We start from the raw sequence: 15,372 nt of genomic DNA, 5'->3' as shown, positions 1-15,372 counted from the left end.
GCGGGCCCGCGCCAACAGCGTCCACTGGTCGAGCTTCCCGCGGCCCGACCCCCACGACGCGCAGACGGCGATCAGCTGGGCGCCGCGGCGGGCCAGCTCGGTGTACAGCGCCGGGAAGCGGATGTCGTAGCAGACCGTCATCCCCACCCGGACGCCGGCGACCGTGATCACCACCGGTTCGCGGCCGGGCGCGACGGTGCGCGACTCCGTGAAGCCGAAGGCGTCGTAGAGATGGATCTTGTCGTAGTGCGTGTCCGGGTCGTTCGGACTGCCCGGACCCGCTGCGATCAGCGTGTTCTTCACCCGTCCGTCCCCGGCCGGGGTGAACATGCCGGCGATCACCGTGATCCCGCTGTCGGCCGCGATGCTCCGCACACCGGCCGCCCACGGCCCGTCGACGGGCTCGGCGATCGGCGCCAGCGGAACGCCGAACCGGCACATCGTCGCCTCGGGGAACACCACCAACTGAGCGCCGGCGTCGGCGGCCCGGCCGCTGTACTCGCGCACCAGCTCCAAGTTGGCGGCCGGGTCGGTGCCGCTGAGGATTTGCGCCAACGCGATTCGCATGGGCGCCAGCTTAGGCTCGGCGAGGTCAGACCGTTTTGGCGATCCACTCCGTGGTGAATCGCTGTTCCGCTTCCACCAGCTCGGCCAGCCGGGTGCCGATGATGTTCTCCAGCTTGCCGCCGATGATCGGGACGCGTACCTGGACGGTGGCCCGGAAAGACAGTCGGGCACCGCCGGTCTCGATGATTGGCGAGAGCATTGCGGTGCCCTTCAGATGCACCGGGGCGTCCAAGATCGAGCCGACCACCGAACCCTGCGCGGCCCCGTCCGCGACCGGTCCCCAGATCTCCTCGCGCCTGATGCGGAGGTCGCCGCTGTGCAACTGGGTGACCATCCCCGGCAGCTTGTGGCTGTGGATCACCTGCACGGTGACGACCTCCACGGTGTCGTCGTCCCCGGTTTCACCACCGACCCGCATCGATTCCAGCGTGGCGAGGTCGACACCTGACTCGGCCAGCCGTGCCCGCCAATAGGTCTCGTCCGTGAACGCCCGATGCACCTCTTCAACGCTGCCGTCGTAGTCGGCCGACAAGTCGAATGAACGCGGCATAGCAGGTGAGGCTACCGTTACGGGCCATGAAATCCAGCGATGCCGGTTCAACATTCGCCGGCGCGCATGTCGCCGAGGCGGTGTCGCTCGCGCCGCTGACGACGTTGCGGGTCGGGCCGGTCGCGCGCCGCCTGATCACCTGCGCCAGCACCGAAGAGGTGGTCGCCGTGGTGCGGGAGCTGGACGCCGAAAGCCGTGGGGGAGAACATGCCCCGGTGCTGGTGTTCGCCGGCGGGTCCAACCTGGTGATCGCCGACACGTGCGCCGACCTGACCGCGGTGCGGCTGGCCAACAGCGCCATCACCATCGACGGCAGCCTGGTGCGCGCCGAGGCCGGCGCTGTCTGGGACGACGTCGTAATCGGCGCCATCGAGCACGGTCTGGGCGGGCTGGAATGCCTGTCGGGGATTCCCGGGTCGGCCGGGGCCACCCCGGTGCAGAACGTCGGCGCCTACGGTGCGGAAGTCTCCGACACCATCACCCGCGTCCGGATACTGGACCGCGGCAGCGGGGAGGTTCGCTGGTTGCCCGGCGGCGAGCTCGGGTTCGGCTACCGCACCAGCGTGTTCAAGCGGGCGGCGCCCGAAACCCCTTGGGTCGTACTGGAAGTCGAGTTCGCCCTGGATGCGTCGGGCCGCAGCGCGCCGCTGCGCTACGGCGAACTTGCAGACGCGTTGGGGTTGAGCGGCGGCGAGCGGGCCGATCCCCGGACCGTCCGCGAGGCGGTGCTGACGCTGCGCGGGCGCAAGGGCATGGTGCTCGACCCGGACGACCACGACACCTGGAGCGTGGGGTCGTTCTTCACCAACCCGGTGGTCGCGCCCGAGGTGTACGAGCGGCTGGCCGCGAGCGTCCCGGGGACGATTCCGCACTACCCGGCACCGGACGGCGTCAAGCTGGCCGCCGGCTGGCTGGTGGAGCGCGCCGGCTTCACCAAGGGCTATCCCGACGATCCGGCGGCCCGGTGCCGGCTGTCCACCAAGCACGCGCTGGCCCTGACCAACCGCGGCGGCGCCACCGCCGGCGAGGTGATCGCGCTGGCCCGCATCATCCGCGACGGGGTCCGTGATGTGTTTGGTGTCACATTGAAACCCGAGCCGGTCCTGCTCGGCTGCAGGCTGTAGCTCCGAATCCTGCGGAAGAGCGCCACGGCCCCGATTTGTCGCGGCAGGGTTGGTGGATTTTGCCCGGTATCTTTGACTTTCGTGAGCATGTCCCACACCCCGCCGCCAATCAACCGGCGCGTGGCCTTGGCGACCCTCGGACTGGGGGTTTTCGCCCCCAGCCTGTTGGCCGCGTGTGGCGGCACCACGGGCAAGCAGGCCGAGAAGAAGGAGCAGCCCGCGCCGCAGCTGAAGTTCCAGCCGGCCGATGCGACCCAAAACGTGGTGCCGATCGCGCCGATCAGCGTCCAGATCAGCGACGGCTGGTTCCAGCGCGTCGCGCTGACGAATTCCGCGGGCAAGCCCGTGGCGGGCAAGTTCAACTCCGACCGCACGGTCTACACCACCACCGAGCCGCTGGGCTATGACGCGACCTACACCTGGAGCGGCTCCGCCGTCGGGCACGACGGCAAGGCGATCCCCGTCACGGGCAAGTTCACCACCGTGTCGCCCACCAAGAAGATCGGTGGGGCGTTCCAGCTGGCTGACGGCCAGACCGTCGGAGTGGCGGCGCCGATCATCATCCAGTTCGACGCGCCGATCACCGACAAGGCCGCCGTCGAAAAGGCGCTGACCGTCACCACGAATCCGCCCGTCGAGGGCAGTTGGGCGTGGCTGCCCGACGAGGCGCAGGGCGCCCGGGTGCACTGGCGCACCCGCGAGTACTACCCCGCGGGCACGACCGTCAACGTCGACGCCAAGCTGTACGGCCTGCCGTTCGGCGACAGCGCCTACGGGGCCGAGGACATCTCGTTGAACATCCAGATCGGCCGCCGGCAAGTGGTGAAGGCCGAGGTCACCTCGCACCGCATTCAGGTGGTCAGGGACGAAGGCGTCATCATGGACTTCCCGTGCAGCTACGGCGAGGCCGACAAGGCGCGCAACGTCACCCGCAACGGCATCCACGTGGTCACCGAGAAGTACGCCGACTTCTACATGTCCAACCCCGCGGCCGGCTACAGCCACGTGCACGAACGCTGGGCGGTGCGGATCTCCAACAACGGCGAGTTCATCCACGCCAACCCGTCGAGCGCCGGCGCGCAGGGCAACAGCAACGTCACCAACGGCTGCATCAACCTGTCGACCAGCGACGCGGAACAGTACTTCCAGTCGGCTATCTACGGCGACCCCGTCGAGGTGACCGGTAGCTCGATCCAGCTGTCCTACTCCGACGGTGACCTCTGGGACTGGGCCGTCGACTGGGACACCTGGGTCGCCATGTCGGCGCTACCGCCTCCCACCGCGCATCCGCCGTCCACGCAGATCCCGGTGACCGCGCCGGTCACCCCGTCGACCGCCCCGAGCCTCTCGGGAACGCCCACGACCTCCACTTCAGCGACCACCTCTTCCAGTCCGGGGGCTAACCCCGGCGGTTGAACCGGGTGGCCGACGCCTGGTCGCGCGGCTTCATGACGATCAGGTCGAGGTCGACGTGGGCCGGCCGCGAGGCCACGAAGCCGATCACCTCGGCGACATCGGCGGCAACCAGCGGTGTGAGGCCGGTGTACACGGCGTCGGCGCGTTCCTGATCGCCGTCGAAGCGCACCAACGAAAACTCGGTTTCGACCGCGCCCGGCGCGATCTCGGTCAGCCGCACCGGCTTGCCCAGCAGCTCGCCGCGCAGGGTGCGGTGCAGCGCCCCCTGGGCGTGTTTGGCGGCCGTGTACCCGGCGCCGCCGTCGTAAACTTCAAGCGCCGCAACGGAAGTCACCGTGACGATCAGGCCGTCGCCGGAGTCGATGAGCTTGGGCAGCAGCGCTCGGGTGACCCGCAGCGTGCCCATCACGTTGGTCTCCCACATCCACCGCCAGTGCTCGAAGTCGGAATCGGCGACCGGTGCGAGCCCGCGCGCGCCGCCGGCGTTGTTGACCAGCACGTCCACCCGGGCCAATTCGTCGGCGAGAGCGGCCACCGCCGCGTCGTCTGTGACGTCGGCCACAATCGCGGTTCCGCCGATCTCCCGTGCCAGGGCGTTGATCCGCTCCGCCCGACGCGCAACCGCGACCACGTGAAAACCCTGCGCAGCAAGGGCCTGGGCCGTCGCCTCGCCGATTCCCGAGCTGGCGCCGGTAACCACCGCGACCCGCTCATTCCTGACATTTCCAACCATAGAAGCAACCTTAGTGAGCGTGCTAAATTTTCTTGGTGCACCTCAGCGCCCTGTCCAGCACCACCACCGCGTGTCTTTGCGCGGCGGGTGCGTGTTGTCGCGCACTTTGCCGCTCCTGACTTTCAGGTGTGGCCAGTGACGGCCAACAAGAATCGGACAAAGGACGCTCGTGCGCTCGGATACCCTCGCCCAGACTCATCATTCGCCCGCCCGTGCCGGCTACAAGGGCCACCGGTCGGTGCGTCGCCAGATTGTGCCGCCGGCGCTGCACATCGCCGACTCGGCGGCGGCCTCGGTTTTCCGGGCCGTCCGATTGCGTGGCCCGGTCGGGCGTGACGTCATCGCCGGCGTCACCTCGCTGAGCATCGCGACGGTCAACCGCCAGGTCATCGCCCTGCTCGAGACCGGTTTGCTGCGGGAACGCGCCGACCTGGCCGTCTCCGGGGCGATCGGGCGGCCACGCGTGCCGGTCGAGGTCAACCACGAGCCGTTCGTGACGCTGGGCATCCATATCGGCGCCCGGACCACCAGCATCGTGGCCACCGACCTGTTCGGTCGCACCCTCGACACCGTCGAGACGCCGACTCCGCTGAGCCCGGCCGGACCCGCGCTGGCCTCGCTGGCCGAGAGCGCCGCTCGTTACCTGCGGCGCTGGCACCGGCGCCGCCCGCTGTGGGTCGGCGTCGCGATCGGCGGCACCGTGGACAGCGCCACCGGTCACGTCGACCACCCACGGCTCGGCTGGCGGCAGGCGCCGGTCGGCCCGGTGCTGGCCGACGCGCTGGGACTGCCGGTGTCGGTGGCCTCGCACGTCGACGCGATGGCCGGCGCCGAGCTGCTGCTCGGCATGCGGCGATTCCTGCCCAGCTCGCCCACCAGCCTGTACGTCTACGCTCGCGAGACCGTGGGCTACGCGCTGGTGATCGGCGGACGGGTGCACTGCCCGGCCAGCGGCCCCGGCACCATCGCGGCCCTGCCCGCCCACTCCGAGCTGCTGGGCGGCACCGGCCAACTGGACTCCACCGTCAGCGACGAGGCGGTGCTGGCCGCCGCCCGGCGGCTGCGCATCCTGCCGTTGGCTTCCCCGGGCCGGCCCAACTCGTCGGCCGCCGGCATCGCCGACCTGCTGCGGCTGGCCCGCGGCGGCAACGAGCAGGCCAAAGAACTGCTCAACGAGCGGGCCCGGGTGCTCGGGGAGGCGGTGGCGTTGCTGCGCGACATGCTCAACCCCGACGAACTGGTGGTCGGCGGCCAGGCCTTCACCGAGTATCCCGAGGCGATGGAGCACGTGGAGGCGGCGTTCGCCGAGCGCTCGGTGTTGCCGCCGCGCGACATCCGCGTCACCGTCTTCGGCAACCGGGTGCAGGAGGCCGGCGCGGGGACCGTGTCGCTGGGCGGGCTGTACGCCGATCCGCTCGGTGCGATGCGGCGGGCCGGGGCGCTGAATCCGCGGCTGCGCGACGTCGCCGTCGACGAGTCTTCCGCTTAGCGCGAAGCCATGGGCTGGGCGTTGGGCCGGTGAGCGGGACGTCCTGTAGGGATGACGCGTTGGGCCGGTCGGCCCAACTTCCTGGTAAAGATGACAGAGTGCGCCACGAGGACGTTTTCCGGCTGAAACCGCGCCGGGTCGCCGTGTTGGCGGTGCACACCTCGCCACTGGCCCAGCCGGGCACCGGCGACGCCGGGGGCATGAACGTCTACGTGCTCCAGACCGCGCTGCACCTGGCCCGGCGGGGCATCGAGGTGGAGATCTTCACCCGGGCCACCGCGTCCGCCGATCCTCCCGTCGCGTGGGTGGCGCCCGGCGTGCTGGTGCGCAACGTCGTTGCGGGACCGTTCGAAGGCCTGGACAAATACGACCTGCCCACCCAGCTGTGCGCGTTCGCCGCGGGGGTACTGCGCGCCGAAGCGGCGCACGAACCCGGCTACTACGACATCGTGCACTCGCATTATTGGCTGTCCGGACAGGTCGGCTGGCTGGCCCGCGACCGCTGGGCGGTGCCACTGGTGCACACCGCGCACACGCTCGCCGCGGTCAAGAACGCGGCGCTGGCCGCCGGTGACTCGCCCGAGCCGCCGCTGCGCAAGGTCGGCGAGCAGCAGGTCGTCGACGAGGCGGACCGCCTGATCGTGAACACCGATGACGAAGCCAGGCAACTGATCTCGATACACCGCGCCGACCCGGACCGGATCGATGTCGTACACCCGGGGGTGGATCTCGAGGTGTTCCGCCCGGGCGACCGCCGGGCGGCCCGGGCCGCGCTGGGGTTGCCGCTCGACGAAGACGTGGTGGCGTTCGTCGGGCGGATCCAGCCGCTGAAGGCGCCCGACATCGTGCTGCGCGCCGCCGCCAGATTGCCGGGCGTGCGCATCCTGGTGGCCGGCGGTCCGTCGGGCAGCGGCACGGCCTCCCCGGACGGGCTGCGCCGGCTGGCCGACGAGCTCGGCATCGCGGCGCGGGTGACGTTCCTGCCCCCGCAGTCCCGCACGGACCTGGCCACCCTGTTCCAGGCCGCCAGCCTGGTCGCCGTGCCCAGCTATTCGGAGTCGTTCGGCCTGGTAGCTGTCGAGGCGCAGGCCTGTGGCACGCCGGTGGTGGCCGCCGCGGTCGGCGGTCTGCCGGTGGCCGTCCGCGACGGGATCACCGGCACGCTGGTGGCCGGCCACGACGTCGACCAATGGGCGGACGCCCTGGACCGGGTGCTGCGGCTGCCCGCGCCGCAGGCCGAGGCGATGAGCCGCGCGGCCGCCGAGCACGCGGCCACGTTCTCCTGGGAGAACACCACCGATGCCCTGCTCGCCAGCTATCGGCGCGCGATCAGCGAGTACACCGAGGAGCGGCGCGGGGTGGGCGCATGACGTCCACTGTGGAGCGGGTGATCGAGGACGCGCTGCAGGCGAGCGGTCTGGAGTACTCGAAACACGAGGGGGCCCACGGCGGGCTGTCCGGCTTGGTGGTGGAACTGCCCGGCGAGCGCAAACTCAAGACCAACACCATCCTCAGCGTCGGGGAGCATTCGGTGCGCATCGAGGCGTTCGTGTGCCGCAAGCCCGACGAGAACCACGAGGGCGTCTACCGTTTCCTGCTCAAGCGCAACCGCCGCCTGTACGGGGTGGCCTACACGCTGGACAAGGTCGGCGACATCTACCTGGTCGGCCGCATGTCGTTGGCGTCGGTGGACGCCGACGAGATCGACCGAGTGCTCGGGCAGGTGCTCGAGGCCGTCGATTCGGACTTTAATACGTTGCTGGAGTTGGGTTTTCGTTCGTCGATACAGAAAGAGTGGGAGTGGCGGGTGTCCCGCGGCGAGTCGCTGAAGAACCTGCAGGCGTTCGCTCACCTGATCGACGAAGACGACGACAGGGACGACTCGCCCACCGCGGGGGCGTGAGAGACTTGCCGGCATGGGAGACACTGCCACGCTGGTGCTGCTCCGCCACGGCGAGAGCGACTGGAACGCCCTGAACCTGTTCACCGGTTGGGTGGACGTCGGGCTGACCGAAAAGGGCCGGGCCGAGGCGGTGCGCAGCGGCGAGCTGCTGGCCGAGCAGAAGCTGTTGCCCGACGTCCTCTACACCTCGCTGCTGCGCCGCGCGATCACCACCGCGCACCTGACGCTGGACGCCGTCGACCGGCTGTGGATCCCGGTGCGGCGCAGCTGGCGGCTCAACGAACGGCACTACGGGGCGCTGCAGGGCCTGGACAAGGCCGAGACCAAGGCCCGCTACGGCGACGAGCAGTTCATGGCCTGGCGGCGCAGCTACGACACGCCGCCCCCGCCGATCGAGAGGGGCAGCCAGTTCAGCCAGGACACCGACCCCCGGTACGCCAACATCGGCGGCGGACCGTTGACCGAGTGCCTGGCTGACGTGGTGGTCCGGTTTCTGCCGTACTTCACCGACGTGATCGTCCCTGACCTGCGCAGCGGCAAAACGGTGCTGATCGTCGCGCACGGCAACTCGCTGCGCGCCCTGGTCAAGTACCTCGACCGGATGTCCGACGACGACGTCGTCGGGCTGAACATCCCGACCGGGGTCCCGCTGCGCTACGAGCTGGACGCCGACCTGCGGCCGGTGGTGCCGGGCGGCACCTACCTGGACCCGGAGGCCGCGGCCGCGGGTGCCGCGGCGGTTGCCAGCCAGGGGCGCGGATAAAGCCGGCCGCGGCGTCATTGCGAGTTTCAAAGGCCCATTTGCCGAACATCGCGTTAACGGGAGTGGAACACCTGAAGCGCAAAGTGTGACTTGTCCGATTTTGGCCTCGTTCCGCTAGGGCGGCGTTCAGGAAGATTTGTAGGATTTGCTATGTGACTGTGTTCTCGGCGCTGTTGCTGGCCGGGGTCTTGTCCGTCCTGGGGCTGGCCATAGGGGTGGCAGCCGGGACGCGGCTGTCGCCGAAAGTGGTCCGGCGCCGGCAACGCGTTAGCACCGAATGGACCGGGATCACCGTCGCGCAGATGCTGCAACGCATCGTCGCGCTGATGCCGCTGGGAGTCGCGGTGGTGGATTCCCACCGCGACGTCGTCTACCTCAACGATCGGGCCCGGGAACTGGGCCTGGTGCGCGACCGGCAGCTCGACGACCAGGCCTGGGAGGCGGCCCAGCAGGCGCTGAGCGGGGTCGACGTCGAATTCGACCTGCGGCCGGCCAAACGGGCGGCGGGCCGGTCCGGGCTATCGGTGCACGGGCAGGCCCGGCTGCTCAGCGAAGAGGACCGCCGGTTCGCCGTGGTGTTCGCGCACGACCAGTCCGACTATGCGCGCATGGAAGCGACCAGGCGCGACTTCGTGGCCAACGTCAGTCACGAGCTCAAGACCCCGGTTGGCGCCATGGCCCTGCTCGCCGAGGCCCTGCTGGCGTCCGCCGACGACCCCGAGACCGTTCGCCGGTTTGCCGAGAAGGTGCTCGTCGAAGCCAACCGGCTGGGGGATATGGTCGCCGAGCTGATCGAGCTGTCCCGGCTGCAGGGCGCCGAGCGGTTACCCAACGTCACCGAGGTAGACGTGGATACCGTTGTGTCGGAAGCAATCTCACGCCACAAGGTGGGCGCCGACAACGCACACATCGAGGTTCGCACCGATGCCCCCAGCGGCTTGCGGGTGTTGGGCGACGAAACGCTTTTGGTCACCGCGCTGGCCAACCTGGTTTCCAACGCAATCGCCTATTCGCCACCCGGTTCGCCGGTCTCGATCAGCCGCCGGCGCCGCGGCGACAACATCGAGATCGCCGTCACCGACCGCGGCATCGGGATCGCGCTGGAAGACCAGGAGCGAGTCTTCGAGCGGTTTTTCCGGGGGGACAAGGCACGCTCGCGCGCCACTGGCGGCAGCGGGCTGGGCCTGGCCATCGTCAAACATGTCGCGGCCAACCACAACGGCAGCATCGGCGTGTGGAGCAAGCCGGGGACCGGATCGACGTTCACGCTGTCGATTCCGGCCTACACGGACAATGACGAACAACCCGAGCAACCGCAGGGTCGCGACGTGCGGCCCAACAGGTCACAACGAGAGGAAGAACTAAGTCGATGACCCGCGCGTATGACGATGCAGAGCGTAGCGATGAGGAGGAATCGCGCAGATGACCAGTGTGCTGATCGTGGAAGACGAGGAGTCGCTGGCCGATCCGCTGGCGTTCCTGCTGCGTAAGGAGGGCTTCGAGGCCACGGTCGTAACCGACGGACAAGCCGCGCTGGCCGAGTTCGACCGTGGCGGCGCCGACATCGTCCTGCTCGATCTGATGCTGCCCGGCATGTCGGGGACCGACGTGTGCAAGCAGCTGCGCGCTCGTTCCAGCGTGCCGGTGATCATGGTGACCGCGCGGGACAGCGAGATCGACAAGGTCGTCGGGCTTGAGCTGGGTGCCGATGACTATGTGACCAAGCCATATTCGGCGCGCGAGTTGATCGCCCGGATCCGCGCGGTGCTCCGCCGCGGCGGTGACGACGACTCCGAAATCAGCGACGGTGTGCTCGAGTCCGGCCCGGTACGGATGGACGTCGAGCGACACGTCGTCTCCGTCAACGGCGACACGATCACCCTGCCGCTCAAGGAGTTTGACTTGCTGGAGTACCTGATGCGCAACAGCGGTCGGGTGCTGACGCGCGGACAGTTGATCGACCGGGTGTGGGGCGCCGACTACGTCGGCGACACCAAGACGCTCGACGTCCACGTCAAGCGGTTGCGGTCCAAGATCGAAGCCGACCCGGCCAACCCGGTGCACCTGGTGACCGTGCGCGGGCTGGGCTACAAGCTCGAGGGCTAGCCCGCAAGCAATCGATCAGCGTGCGCCGACAACCTCGTCGGCCACGCCCAACGCCAGCGCCATGATCGACACCTGGGGATTGACTTCCGGGCAGCTCGGCAGGATCGAGGCGTCGGCGACCCATACCCCGTCCACGCCGCGCAGCCGGCCGATCTCGTCGACGGGGCAGAGCTGAGCGTCGACACCGGCGGCGGCCGTACCGGTCGGGTGAAAGGCGGCCAGGTGCAAGCTCTTCGGGTCGCTGCGGCGCAGGGCGTCCTGCAGGGCGGGCAGCGACGTCACCGTCGTCGTGCCGGGTAAACCGGTGAGCACCTCGGTCGCCCCCGCCGCGAACAACAGCCGGCCCATGGCCTCGATCGCCACGACGAGCTTGGCGACGTCGGCCCGATCGATGTTGTAGCGCACCAGCGTGTCGCCGCGCACCGAGGACACCGAGCCGACACCGCGATCGGCCACCATGGCGCCGAACGTCGCGACGCGGGGTGCGGTGTCCAGCCAGCCGAGCAACTCGGCGCCGTAGCCGGGAAACACCATCGAACCCATCCCCGGCGGGGTCGAGGTCGCTTCGATGAGCACGCCGTGCGACTCGTGAAGCTCGTGGACCGCGGCGCTTTGCAGCACCCCGTGCCAGGCGACGACGTCGTCGTCGAAACGCCCGGCGAGCATCGTCGCCGGGTGCAGCGCCAGGTTGCGGCCGAGCCGCGGGTGCACGCCAATGCCACTGCGCCGCAACAGTCCTGGCGTCTCGGTGGCGCCGGCCGCCACGATGACCGTGTCGGCCAGGACGTCCAGCGCCGTGCCGTCGGGCCGGCGGGCCCGCACGCCCCGGGCGCGACCGTGCCGGTGCAACACCCGCTCGACGCGGGCCTCGGAGACGATCCGCGCGCCCGCGGCGCACGCCTCCGGCAGCGCGTTGAGGTGCACGCCGAACTTGGCGTTGCGGGGGCAGCCGATCGCGCACTGGCAGCAGCCCTCACAGCCGGGCGCGTTGCGCGGAATGGGCGCCGCCCGCCACCCCAGCGTGGCGGCGGCATCCAGCAGCAGCCGCCCGTTGCGGCCCATCACCTCGAGCGGCACCGGGGCGACTCGCAGCGTGCGCTCGACCTCGTCGAGGCGCCCGGTCAGCCGGTCCGAATCGGCCAGGGCAAGCCCGAACTCGTCGCGCCAGCGCCGCTGCACGGCCGCCGGGGGGCGGTAGCAGGTGCCGGAGTTGACCACCGTGGTGCCGCCGACCGCCCGGCCGATGGGCAGCACCACCGACGGGCGTCCCAGGGCGATGGTGGCACCGGCGCCGCGGTACAACCCGGCGTAGCGGTCGATGGGATGGGTGGTGCGGAATTCCTCGACCGTCCACCGGCGTCCCTCCTCGAGGACGACGACGTCCAGTCCGGCCCGCGCCAGGGTGCGGGCCACCATCGCACCGCCCGCGCCGGAGCCCACGATCACCGCGTCGGCGGCGATGACGGAGCGGCTCTCGGCCGAGGAGGCGATGTTCAACGCCGCGTCGGGCCGGGCCGTCCCCTGTTCCCCGGCATGCGAGAGTAGTTCCGGCGCATAGGTTTCCGCGCCGTTGGCCAGGAGCACGACCGCCTTCATGGCCTCGACGGCCGCGCCGGCGTCCGGGCTGAGCGCGGCGACCCGGCGCAGCACCTGCTCGCGCCGGTCGGGGTCGAGCCGCGAGAGTGACCGGCCGGTGGTGACGTAGCTCGCCGCGGCCAGCGCGAGCATCCCGGCGCGCATGGCCACCCGCGATGTCGTCGGCAGCTGCCGCAGGTAGCGCTCGACGCGATCGGTCAGCTCGGGCGGTGTCGGGCCGCCGTATTCGTCGGGCAGCAGCGCGCTCCCAAACGACGCGACCAGGCTCATAGCACCCGCGCGAGCCGGCGGCCCATCTTGATGAAGAACGGATACGTGGTGAAGATGGCGCCGGCCGCGGCGTGCAGAGGCCAGTCCGCTTCGGCGGTATTCACACCGAAAACACCGCTGTTCCACATGAAGTCGCGGCCATTGCGGGCGCGGAAAGGCCGCCACAACACTCCCAATCCGGGGACGTTGTTGTACAGCCCGAACGACCCGCCGAAGAAGACGCCCAGGGTGGCGGCCTCGGCGAGATCGCGACGGTCGGCGGGCAGTCGCCGCTCGATGAGCACGCCGGAGGCGAACAGCAGTGGCGGGTCGAACAGAAAGCTCATGTCGGAGTCCTTTCGTTGACGTCGGGCGCCGCGCGGCCGCGCAGGCCCACTTCGGCATGCCCGGTGCCCAGCACCGACCAGTGCCGGTCGTCGATCTCGATGTGGATGTCGGCCCGTTCGGTGTTGGTGCACACCGCCTTGCCCCCGTCGGGATCGGTGTATTGCAGGCTCACGCACCTGTCGGCCGGCTGGTCGATCCGGATGAGCACCCGGCGACCGCCGATGCGTCCCTCCAGCTGCCAATGGTCCAGGCCGAGCCTCGTCCGCATCCGCAGCGACGGCAAAGGGCTTGCGGGCCAATCCTTTCCGTCGATGCGAAACCGAACGAACGCCGTCGGGGCCAGCCTGTTCAGGCCGGGCTTGTGCGAGACGGCGGTGACCGCCTCCAGAACGTCGCCGTTGCCGAGGTCGGCGTGGACCCATGCCCAGCGTTTGGCGTTGCCGTGCCCGTAGATGTGCGCGACGCCGCCGCGCCACCCCTCGATGCGCGCGGCGGCGTCGTTGACGGTCAGTGAGCCGGTGAAGTCGGCGGTGGGGGCCAGGACGACCTGGGCGCCCGGCAGGAGCTCGCGCTCCCAGGCCGCGCGCGGAAACGTCCACAGCGGTGCGCCGGTGTCCGTCCAGGACAGATCCCAGGCGAGCGATCCGGCGCGTCCGCTCAGCTGTCCGTCGCCCACCCGTACGCCCTCGGCGTCGAACCACCAGGGGCCGGTCGCCGGCCGGGTGGGCACGGGTCCGAAACGCTCGGTGCGGGGCGGCCCGTCGGGGACGAACCAGGTGGCCCAGCCGTGCGCGTAGGCATCGGCGCCGGCCAGCGGCGCCACCGTCTCGCAGTGCACCCACAGCCCGGCGCGCGTCACCGGATCGGACAGGGTGGCATACCAGACTTCCAGGCGCCCGGGCTTACCGCGCCAGCGTGGGGTCGCCGCCGATCGCATGTCGCCGTCCATTGCTCACCTCCCGTGGGTCCGTCCACTATATTGGTTGAGCCAATGAACCAGTCAAGTCCGCTGCGTCCGCCCGACCGCCAACGCGTCGATGAACAGATCGCCGCGTCGATCAGCGACGCCATCCTCGACGGTGCCTTTCCGCCGGGCTCGGCCTTACCGCCCGAGCGCGAACTGGCCGAACAGCTCGGTGTCAACCGCACGTCGCTGCGACAGGGCCTGGCCCGGCTGCAGCAGATGGGGCTGATCGAGGCCCGGCACGGCAGCGGCAACGTGGTGGCCGACCCGCAGGCGCTCACCCACCCCGCGGTGGTCGAGGCGCTGGTTCGCAGGCTGGGGCCCGAGTTTCTGGTGGAGCTCTTCGAGATCCGGGCCGCCCTGGGCCCGTTGATCGGGCGGTCGGCCGCGCGGCGCGCCGGCCCCGAGGATGCCGAGGCCCTACGCGCCGCGTTGGTCGCGGTCCGCGAGGCCGACAGCGCGGCGGCGCGCCAGGCCGCCGACCTGGCCTACTTCCGGGTGCTCATCCATCACAGCCGCAACCGCGCGCTGGCGTTGCTGTACCGGTGGGTCGAGCGCGCCTTCGGCGGCCGCGAGCACGACCTCACCGCCGCGTATGACGACGCCGCGCCCGTGGTGGCCGGCCTCGGTGCCGTCACCGACGCCGTGCTGGCCGGCGACGAGGCCGCGGCCGCCGCCGCGGTCGAGGAGTACCTGCGCGCCAGCGCACAGCGAATGGTCTTGTCCTACAACCGGACTGAAGCTACTCGGCGAGGCGAGTCGCCGGGTGCACCGCGATGAGTCCCAGCTTGCCGCGGCGCTTGCACGTCGCCGCCAGTTCCGCGTAGGCCTTGGCGCCGAGCAGCTCGGTCAGCTCGTCGGCCATGCTCTCCCACACCGCCTTGGCCCCGACATGGGCGCCCGGGTCGCCGGTGCAATACCAGTGCAGGTCGGCGCCCCCGGAGCCCCACCCGCGCCGATCGTATTCGGTGACAGTGGTTTTGAGGATTTCGGTGCCGTCGGGCCGCGTCACCCACTCCTGGCTGCGCCGGATGGGCAACTGCCAGCAGACGTCGGGCTTCATGGTCAGTGGCGCGACCCCCAGCTTGAGGGCCTTGCTGTGCAGCGCGCAGCCGACGCCGCCGGGAAAGCCGGGCCGGTTCAAGAAGATGCAGGCGTCCTTGTGTTTGCGGGTGCGGTACTGGGGTTGCCCGTCGTGCTCGTCGAGCTCCAGATACCCCTTGCGGCCCAAGCCCTTTTCGCGGAACTGCCAGTCTTCGTCGGTCAGGTGCTGCACGGCGTCGTCGAGCCGGGCGCGGTCGTCGTCGTCGGATAGGAACGCGCCGTGCGAACAGCATCCGTCGTCCGGGCGGCCGGCCACCGTGCCGTGGCATGCGGGCGTGCCGAACACACATGTCCAGCGCGACAGCAGCCAGGTGAGGTCGGCCGCGATCAGGTGCTCGGGATTGTCGGGGTCGTAGAACTCGACCCACTCACGGGCGAAATCCAGTTCGACCTCGTGCCCGGGCTCCGGATAGGAATTCGCCACGCGTCCACGTTAGACGACGATTCCGGCTCTTCGGCC

16 protein-coding genes are annotated in these 15,372 nt (G+C 70.1%); 9 read left to right on the top strand and 7 right to left on the bottom strand.

Going from position 1 to position 15,372, the window contains the following annotated elements; all coding sequences use genetic code 11:
• Together A5678_RS18430 and A5678_RS18425 are read right to left on the bottom strand one after the other, a co-directional pair.
• A partial coding sequence (locus A5678_RS18430) for a nitrilase-related carbon-nitrogen hydrolase (protein WP_068044903.1) occupies positions 1 to 567 on the bottom strand: 567 nt, incomplete at its 3' end.
• A gap of 25 nt (positions 568 to 592) precedes the next feature.
• The gene (locus tag A5678_RS18425; protein WP_068044901.1) at positions 593 to 1,117 is read right to left on the bottom strand and encodes a DUF2505 domain-containing protein; all 525 of its coding nucleotides are present in this window, start codon (positions 1,115 to 1,117) and stop codon (positions 593 to 595) included.
• Positions 1,118 to 1,143: 26 nt separating this feature from the next.
• Here A5678_RS18425 and A5678_RS18420 point away from each other — a divergent pair, with 26 nt between their 5' ends.
• Positions 1,144 to 2,241 carry a UDP-N-acetylmuramate dehydrogenase gene (locus A5678_RS18420; RefSeq protein WP_068044899.1) on the top strand — a complete coding sequence of 366 codons (1,098 nt, stop codon included), beginning with the start codon at positions 1,144 to 1,146 and terminating at the stop codon, positions 2,239 to 2,241.
• An 87-nt stretch (positions 2,242 to 2,328) separates the two neighbouring features.
• Positions 2,329 to 3,657, top strand: a complete 1,329-nt coding sequence (locus tag A5678_RS18415) for an Ig-like domain-containing protein (RefSeq protein ID WP_156746979.1) — start codon at positions 2,329 to 2,331, stop codon at positions 3,655 to 3,657.
• Here A5678_RS18415 and A5678_RS18410 read toward each other — a convergent pair.
• Positions 3,641 to 4,390, bottom strand: a complete 750-nt coding sequence (locus A5678_RS18410; RefSeq protein ID WP_068044895.1) for an SDR family NAD(P)-dependent oxidoreductase — start codon at positions 4,388 to 4,390, stop codon at positions 3,641 to 3,643. The two genes, A5678_RS18415 and A5678_RS18410, sit on opposite strands and share 17 nt — an antisense overlap.
• 238 nt (positions 4,391 to 4,628) lie before the next feature.
• Here A5678_RS18410 and A5678_RS18405 point away from each other — a divergent pair, with 238 nt between their 5' ends.
• From A5678_RS18405 to regX, 6 genes are all read left to right on the top strand, one after another.
• A complete protein-coding gene (locus tag A5678_RS18405) occupies positions 4,629 to 5,879 on the top strand; it encodes an ROK family protein (RefSeq protein WP_231983713.1) in 1,251 nt (416 codons plus the stop codon).
• A gap of 98 nt (positions 5,880 to 5,977) precedes the next feature.
• The gene (mshA, locus tag A5678_RS18400; RefSeq protein WP_068044892.1) at positions 5,978 to 7,249 is read left to right on the top strand and encodes a D-inositol-3-phosphate glycosyltransferase; all 1,272 of its coding nucleotides are present in this window, start codon (positions 5,978 to 5,980) and stop codon (positions 7,247 to 7,249) included.
• Positions 7,246 to 7,782 (top strand): YbjN domain-containing protein, encoded by a 537-nt coding sequence (locus tag A5678_RS18395; RefSeq protein WP_068044890.1) that lies wholly within the window; start codon positions 7,246 to 7,248, stop codon positions 7,780 to 7,782. The genes mshA and A5678_RS18395 overlap by 4 nt, the downstream gene beginning before the upstream one ends.
• 13 nt (positions 7,783 to 7,795) lie before the next feature.
• Complete coding sequence (locus tag A5678_RS18390; RefSeq protein ID WP_068044888.1) at positions 7,796 to 8,545, top strand: phosphoglyceromutase; 750 nt, start codon at positions 7,796 to 7,798, stop codon at positions 8,543 to 8,545.
• A 152-nt stretch (positions 8,546 to 8,697) separates the two neighbouring features.
• On the top strand, positions 8,698 to 9,918 hold the full coding sequence (locus A5678_RS18385; RefSeq protein ID WP_156746976.1) for a cell wall metabolism sensor histidine kinase WalK: 1,221 nt from the start codon (positions 8,698 to 8,700) through the stop codon (positions 9,916 to 9,918).
• A 49-nt stretch (positions 9,919 to 9,967) separates the two neighbouring features.
• Positions 9,968 to 10,651 (top strand): two-component sensory transduction protein RegX, encoded by a 684-nt coding sequence (gene regX, locus A5678_RS18380; RefSeq protein ID WP_007167631.1) that lies wholly within the window; start codon positions 9,968 to 9,970, stop codon positions 10,649 to 10,651.
• Positions 10,652 to 10,666: 15 nt separating this feature from the next.
• On the opposite strand, the gene A5678_RS18375 is transcribed toward regX, so the two are convergent.
• From A5678_RS18375 to A5678_RS18365, 3 genes are read right to left on the bottom strand one after another with little or no spacing between them, the layout of a single operon-like run.
• On the bottom strand, positions 10,667 to 12,517 hold the full coding sequence (locus A5678_RS18375) for a GMC family oxidoreductase N-terminal domain-containing protein (RefSeq protein WP_068044885.1): 1,851 nt from the start codon (positions 12,515 to 12,517) through the stop codon (positions 10,667 to 10,669).
• Positions 12,514 to 12,843, bottom strand: a complete 330-nt coding sequence (locus A5678_RS18370; RefSeq protein ID WP_068044883.1) for a hypothetical protein — start codon at positions 12,841 to 12,843, stop codon at positions 12,514 to 12,516. The genes A5678_RS18375 and A5678_RS18370 overlap by 4 nt, the downstream gene beginning before the upstream one ends.
• Positions 12,840 to 13,793 carry a hypothetical protein gene (locus A5678_RS18365; RefSeq protein ID WP_068044881.1) on the bottom strand — a complete coding sequence of 318 codons (954 nt, stop codon included), beginning with the start codon at positions 13,791 to 13,793 and terminating at the stop codon, positions 12,840 to 12,842. The genes A5678_RS18370 and A5678_RS18365 overlap by 4 nt, the downstream gene beginning before the upstream one ends.
• Positions 13,794 to 13,835: 42 nt before the next feature.
• On the opposite strand from A5678_RS18365, the gene A5678_RS18360 reads away from it, so the two are divergent.
• The gene (locus A5678_RS18360; RefSeq protein ID WP_068044879.1) at positions 13,836 to 14,588 is read left to right on the top strand and encodes a FadR/GntR family transcriptional regulator; all 753 of its coding nucleotides are present in this window, start codon (positions 13,836 to 13,838) and stop codon (positions 14,586 to 14,588) included.
• Here the strand turns inward: A5678_RS18360 and A5678_RS18355 are convergent.
• Positions 14,551 to 15,336 (bottom strand): hypothetical protein, encoded by a 786-nt coding sequence (locus A5678_RS18355; RefSeq protein WP_068044877.1) that lies wholly within the window; start codon positions 15,334 to 15,336, stop codon positions 14,551 to 14,553. The two genes, A5678_RS18360 and A5678_RS18355, sit on opposite strands and share 38 nt — an antisense overlap.
• Positions 15,337 to 15,372 lie beyond the last annotated feature (36 nt).

It is taken from the genome of Mycobacterium sp. E2733, assembly GCF_001667585.1.
In the GTDB taxonomy this organism is placed as follows: Bacteria; Actinomycetota; Actinomycetes; order Mycobacteriales; family Mycobacteriaceae; genus Mycobacterium.
The sequence above is the reverse complement of the archived record's forward strand: the minus strand, read 5'-3'. Positions and strand labels throughout refer to the sequence as shown.

Excerpts from the sequence above, each read along its gene's own strand:
- A5678_RS18425 (WP_068044901.1), bottom strand. The coding sequence starts at position 1,117 with ATGCCGCGTTCATTCGACTTGTCGGCCGACTACGACGGCAGCGTTGAA.
- A5678_RS18420 (WP_068044899.1), top strand. The coding sequence starts at position 1,144 with ATGAAATCCAGCGATGCCGGTTCAACATTCGCCGGCGCGCATGTCGCC.
- A5678_RS18415 (WP_156746979.1), top strand. The coding sequence starts at position 2,329 with ATGTCCCACACCCCGCCGCCAATCAACCGGCGCGTGGCCTTGGCGACC.
- A5678_RS18410 (WP_068044895.1), bottom strand. The coding sequence starts at position 4,390 with ATGGTTGGAAATGTCAGGAATGAGCGGGTCGCGGTGGTTACCGGCGCC.
- A5678_RS18395 (WP_068044890.1), top strand. The coding sequence starts at position 7,246 with ATGACGTCCACTGTGGAGCGGGTGATCGAGGACGCGCTGCAGGCGAGC.
- A5678_RS18390 (WP_068044888.1), top strand. The coding sequence starts at position 7,796 with ATGGGAGACACTGCCACGCTGGTGCTGCTCCGCCACGGCGAGAGCGAC.
- regX (WP_007167631.1), top strand. The coding sequence starts at position 9,968 with ATGACCAGTGTGCTGATCGTGGAAGACGAGGAGTCGCTGGCCGATCCG.
- A5678_RS18375 (WP_068044885.1), bottom strand. The coding sequence starts at position 12,517 with ATGAGCCTGGTCGCGTCGTTTGGGAGCGCGCTGCTGCCCGACGAATAC.
- A5678_RS18370 (WP_068044883.1), bottom strand. The coding sequence starts at position 12,843 with ATGAGCTTTCTGTTCGACCCGCCACTGCTGTTCGCCTCCGGCGTGCTC.
- A5678_RS18365 (WP_068044881.1), bottom strand. The coding sequence starts at position 13,793 with ATGGACGGCGACATGCGATCGGCGGCGACCCCACGCTGGCGCGGTAAG.
- A5678_RS18360 (WP_068044879.1), top strand. The coding sequence starts at position 13,836 with ATGAACCAGTCAAGTCCGCTGCGTCCGCCCGACCGCCAACGCGTCGAT.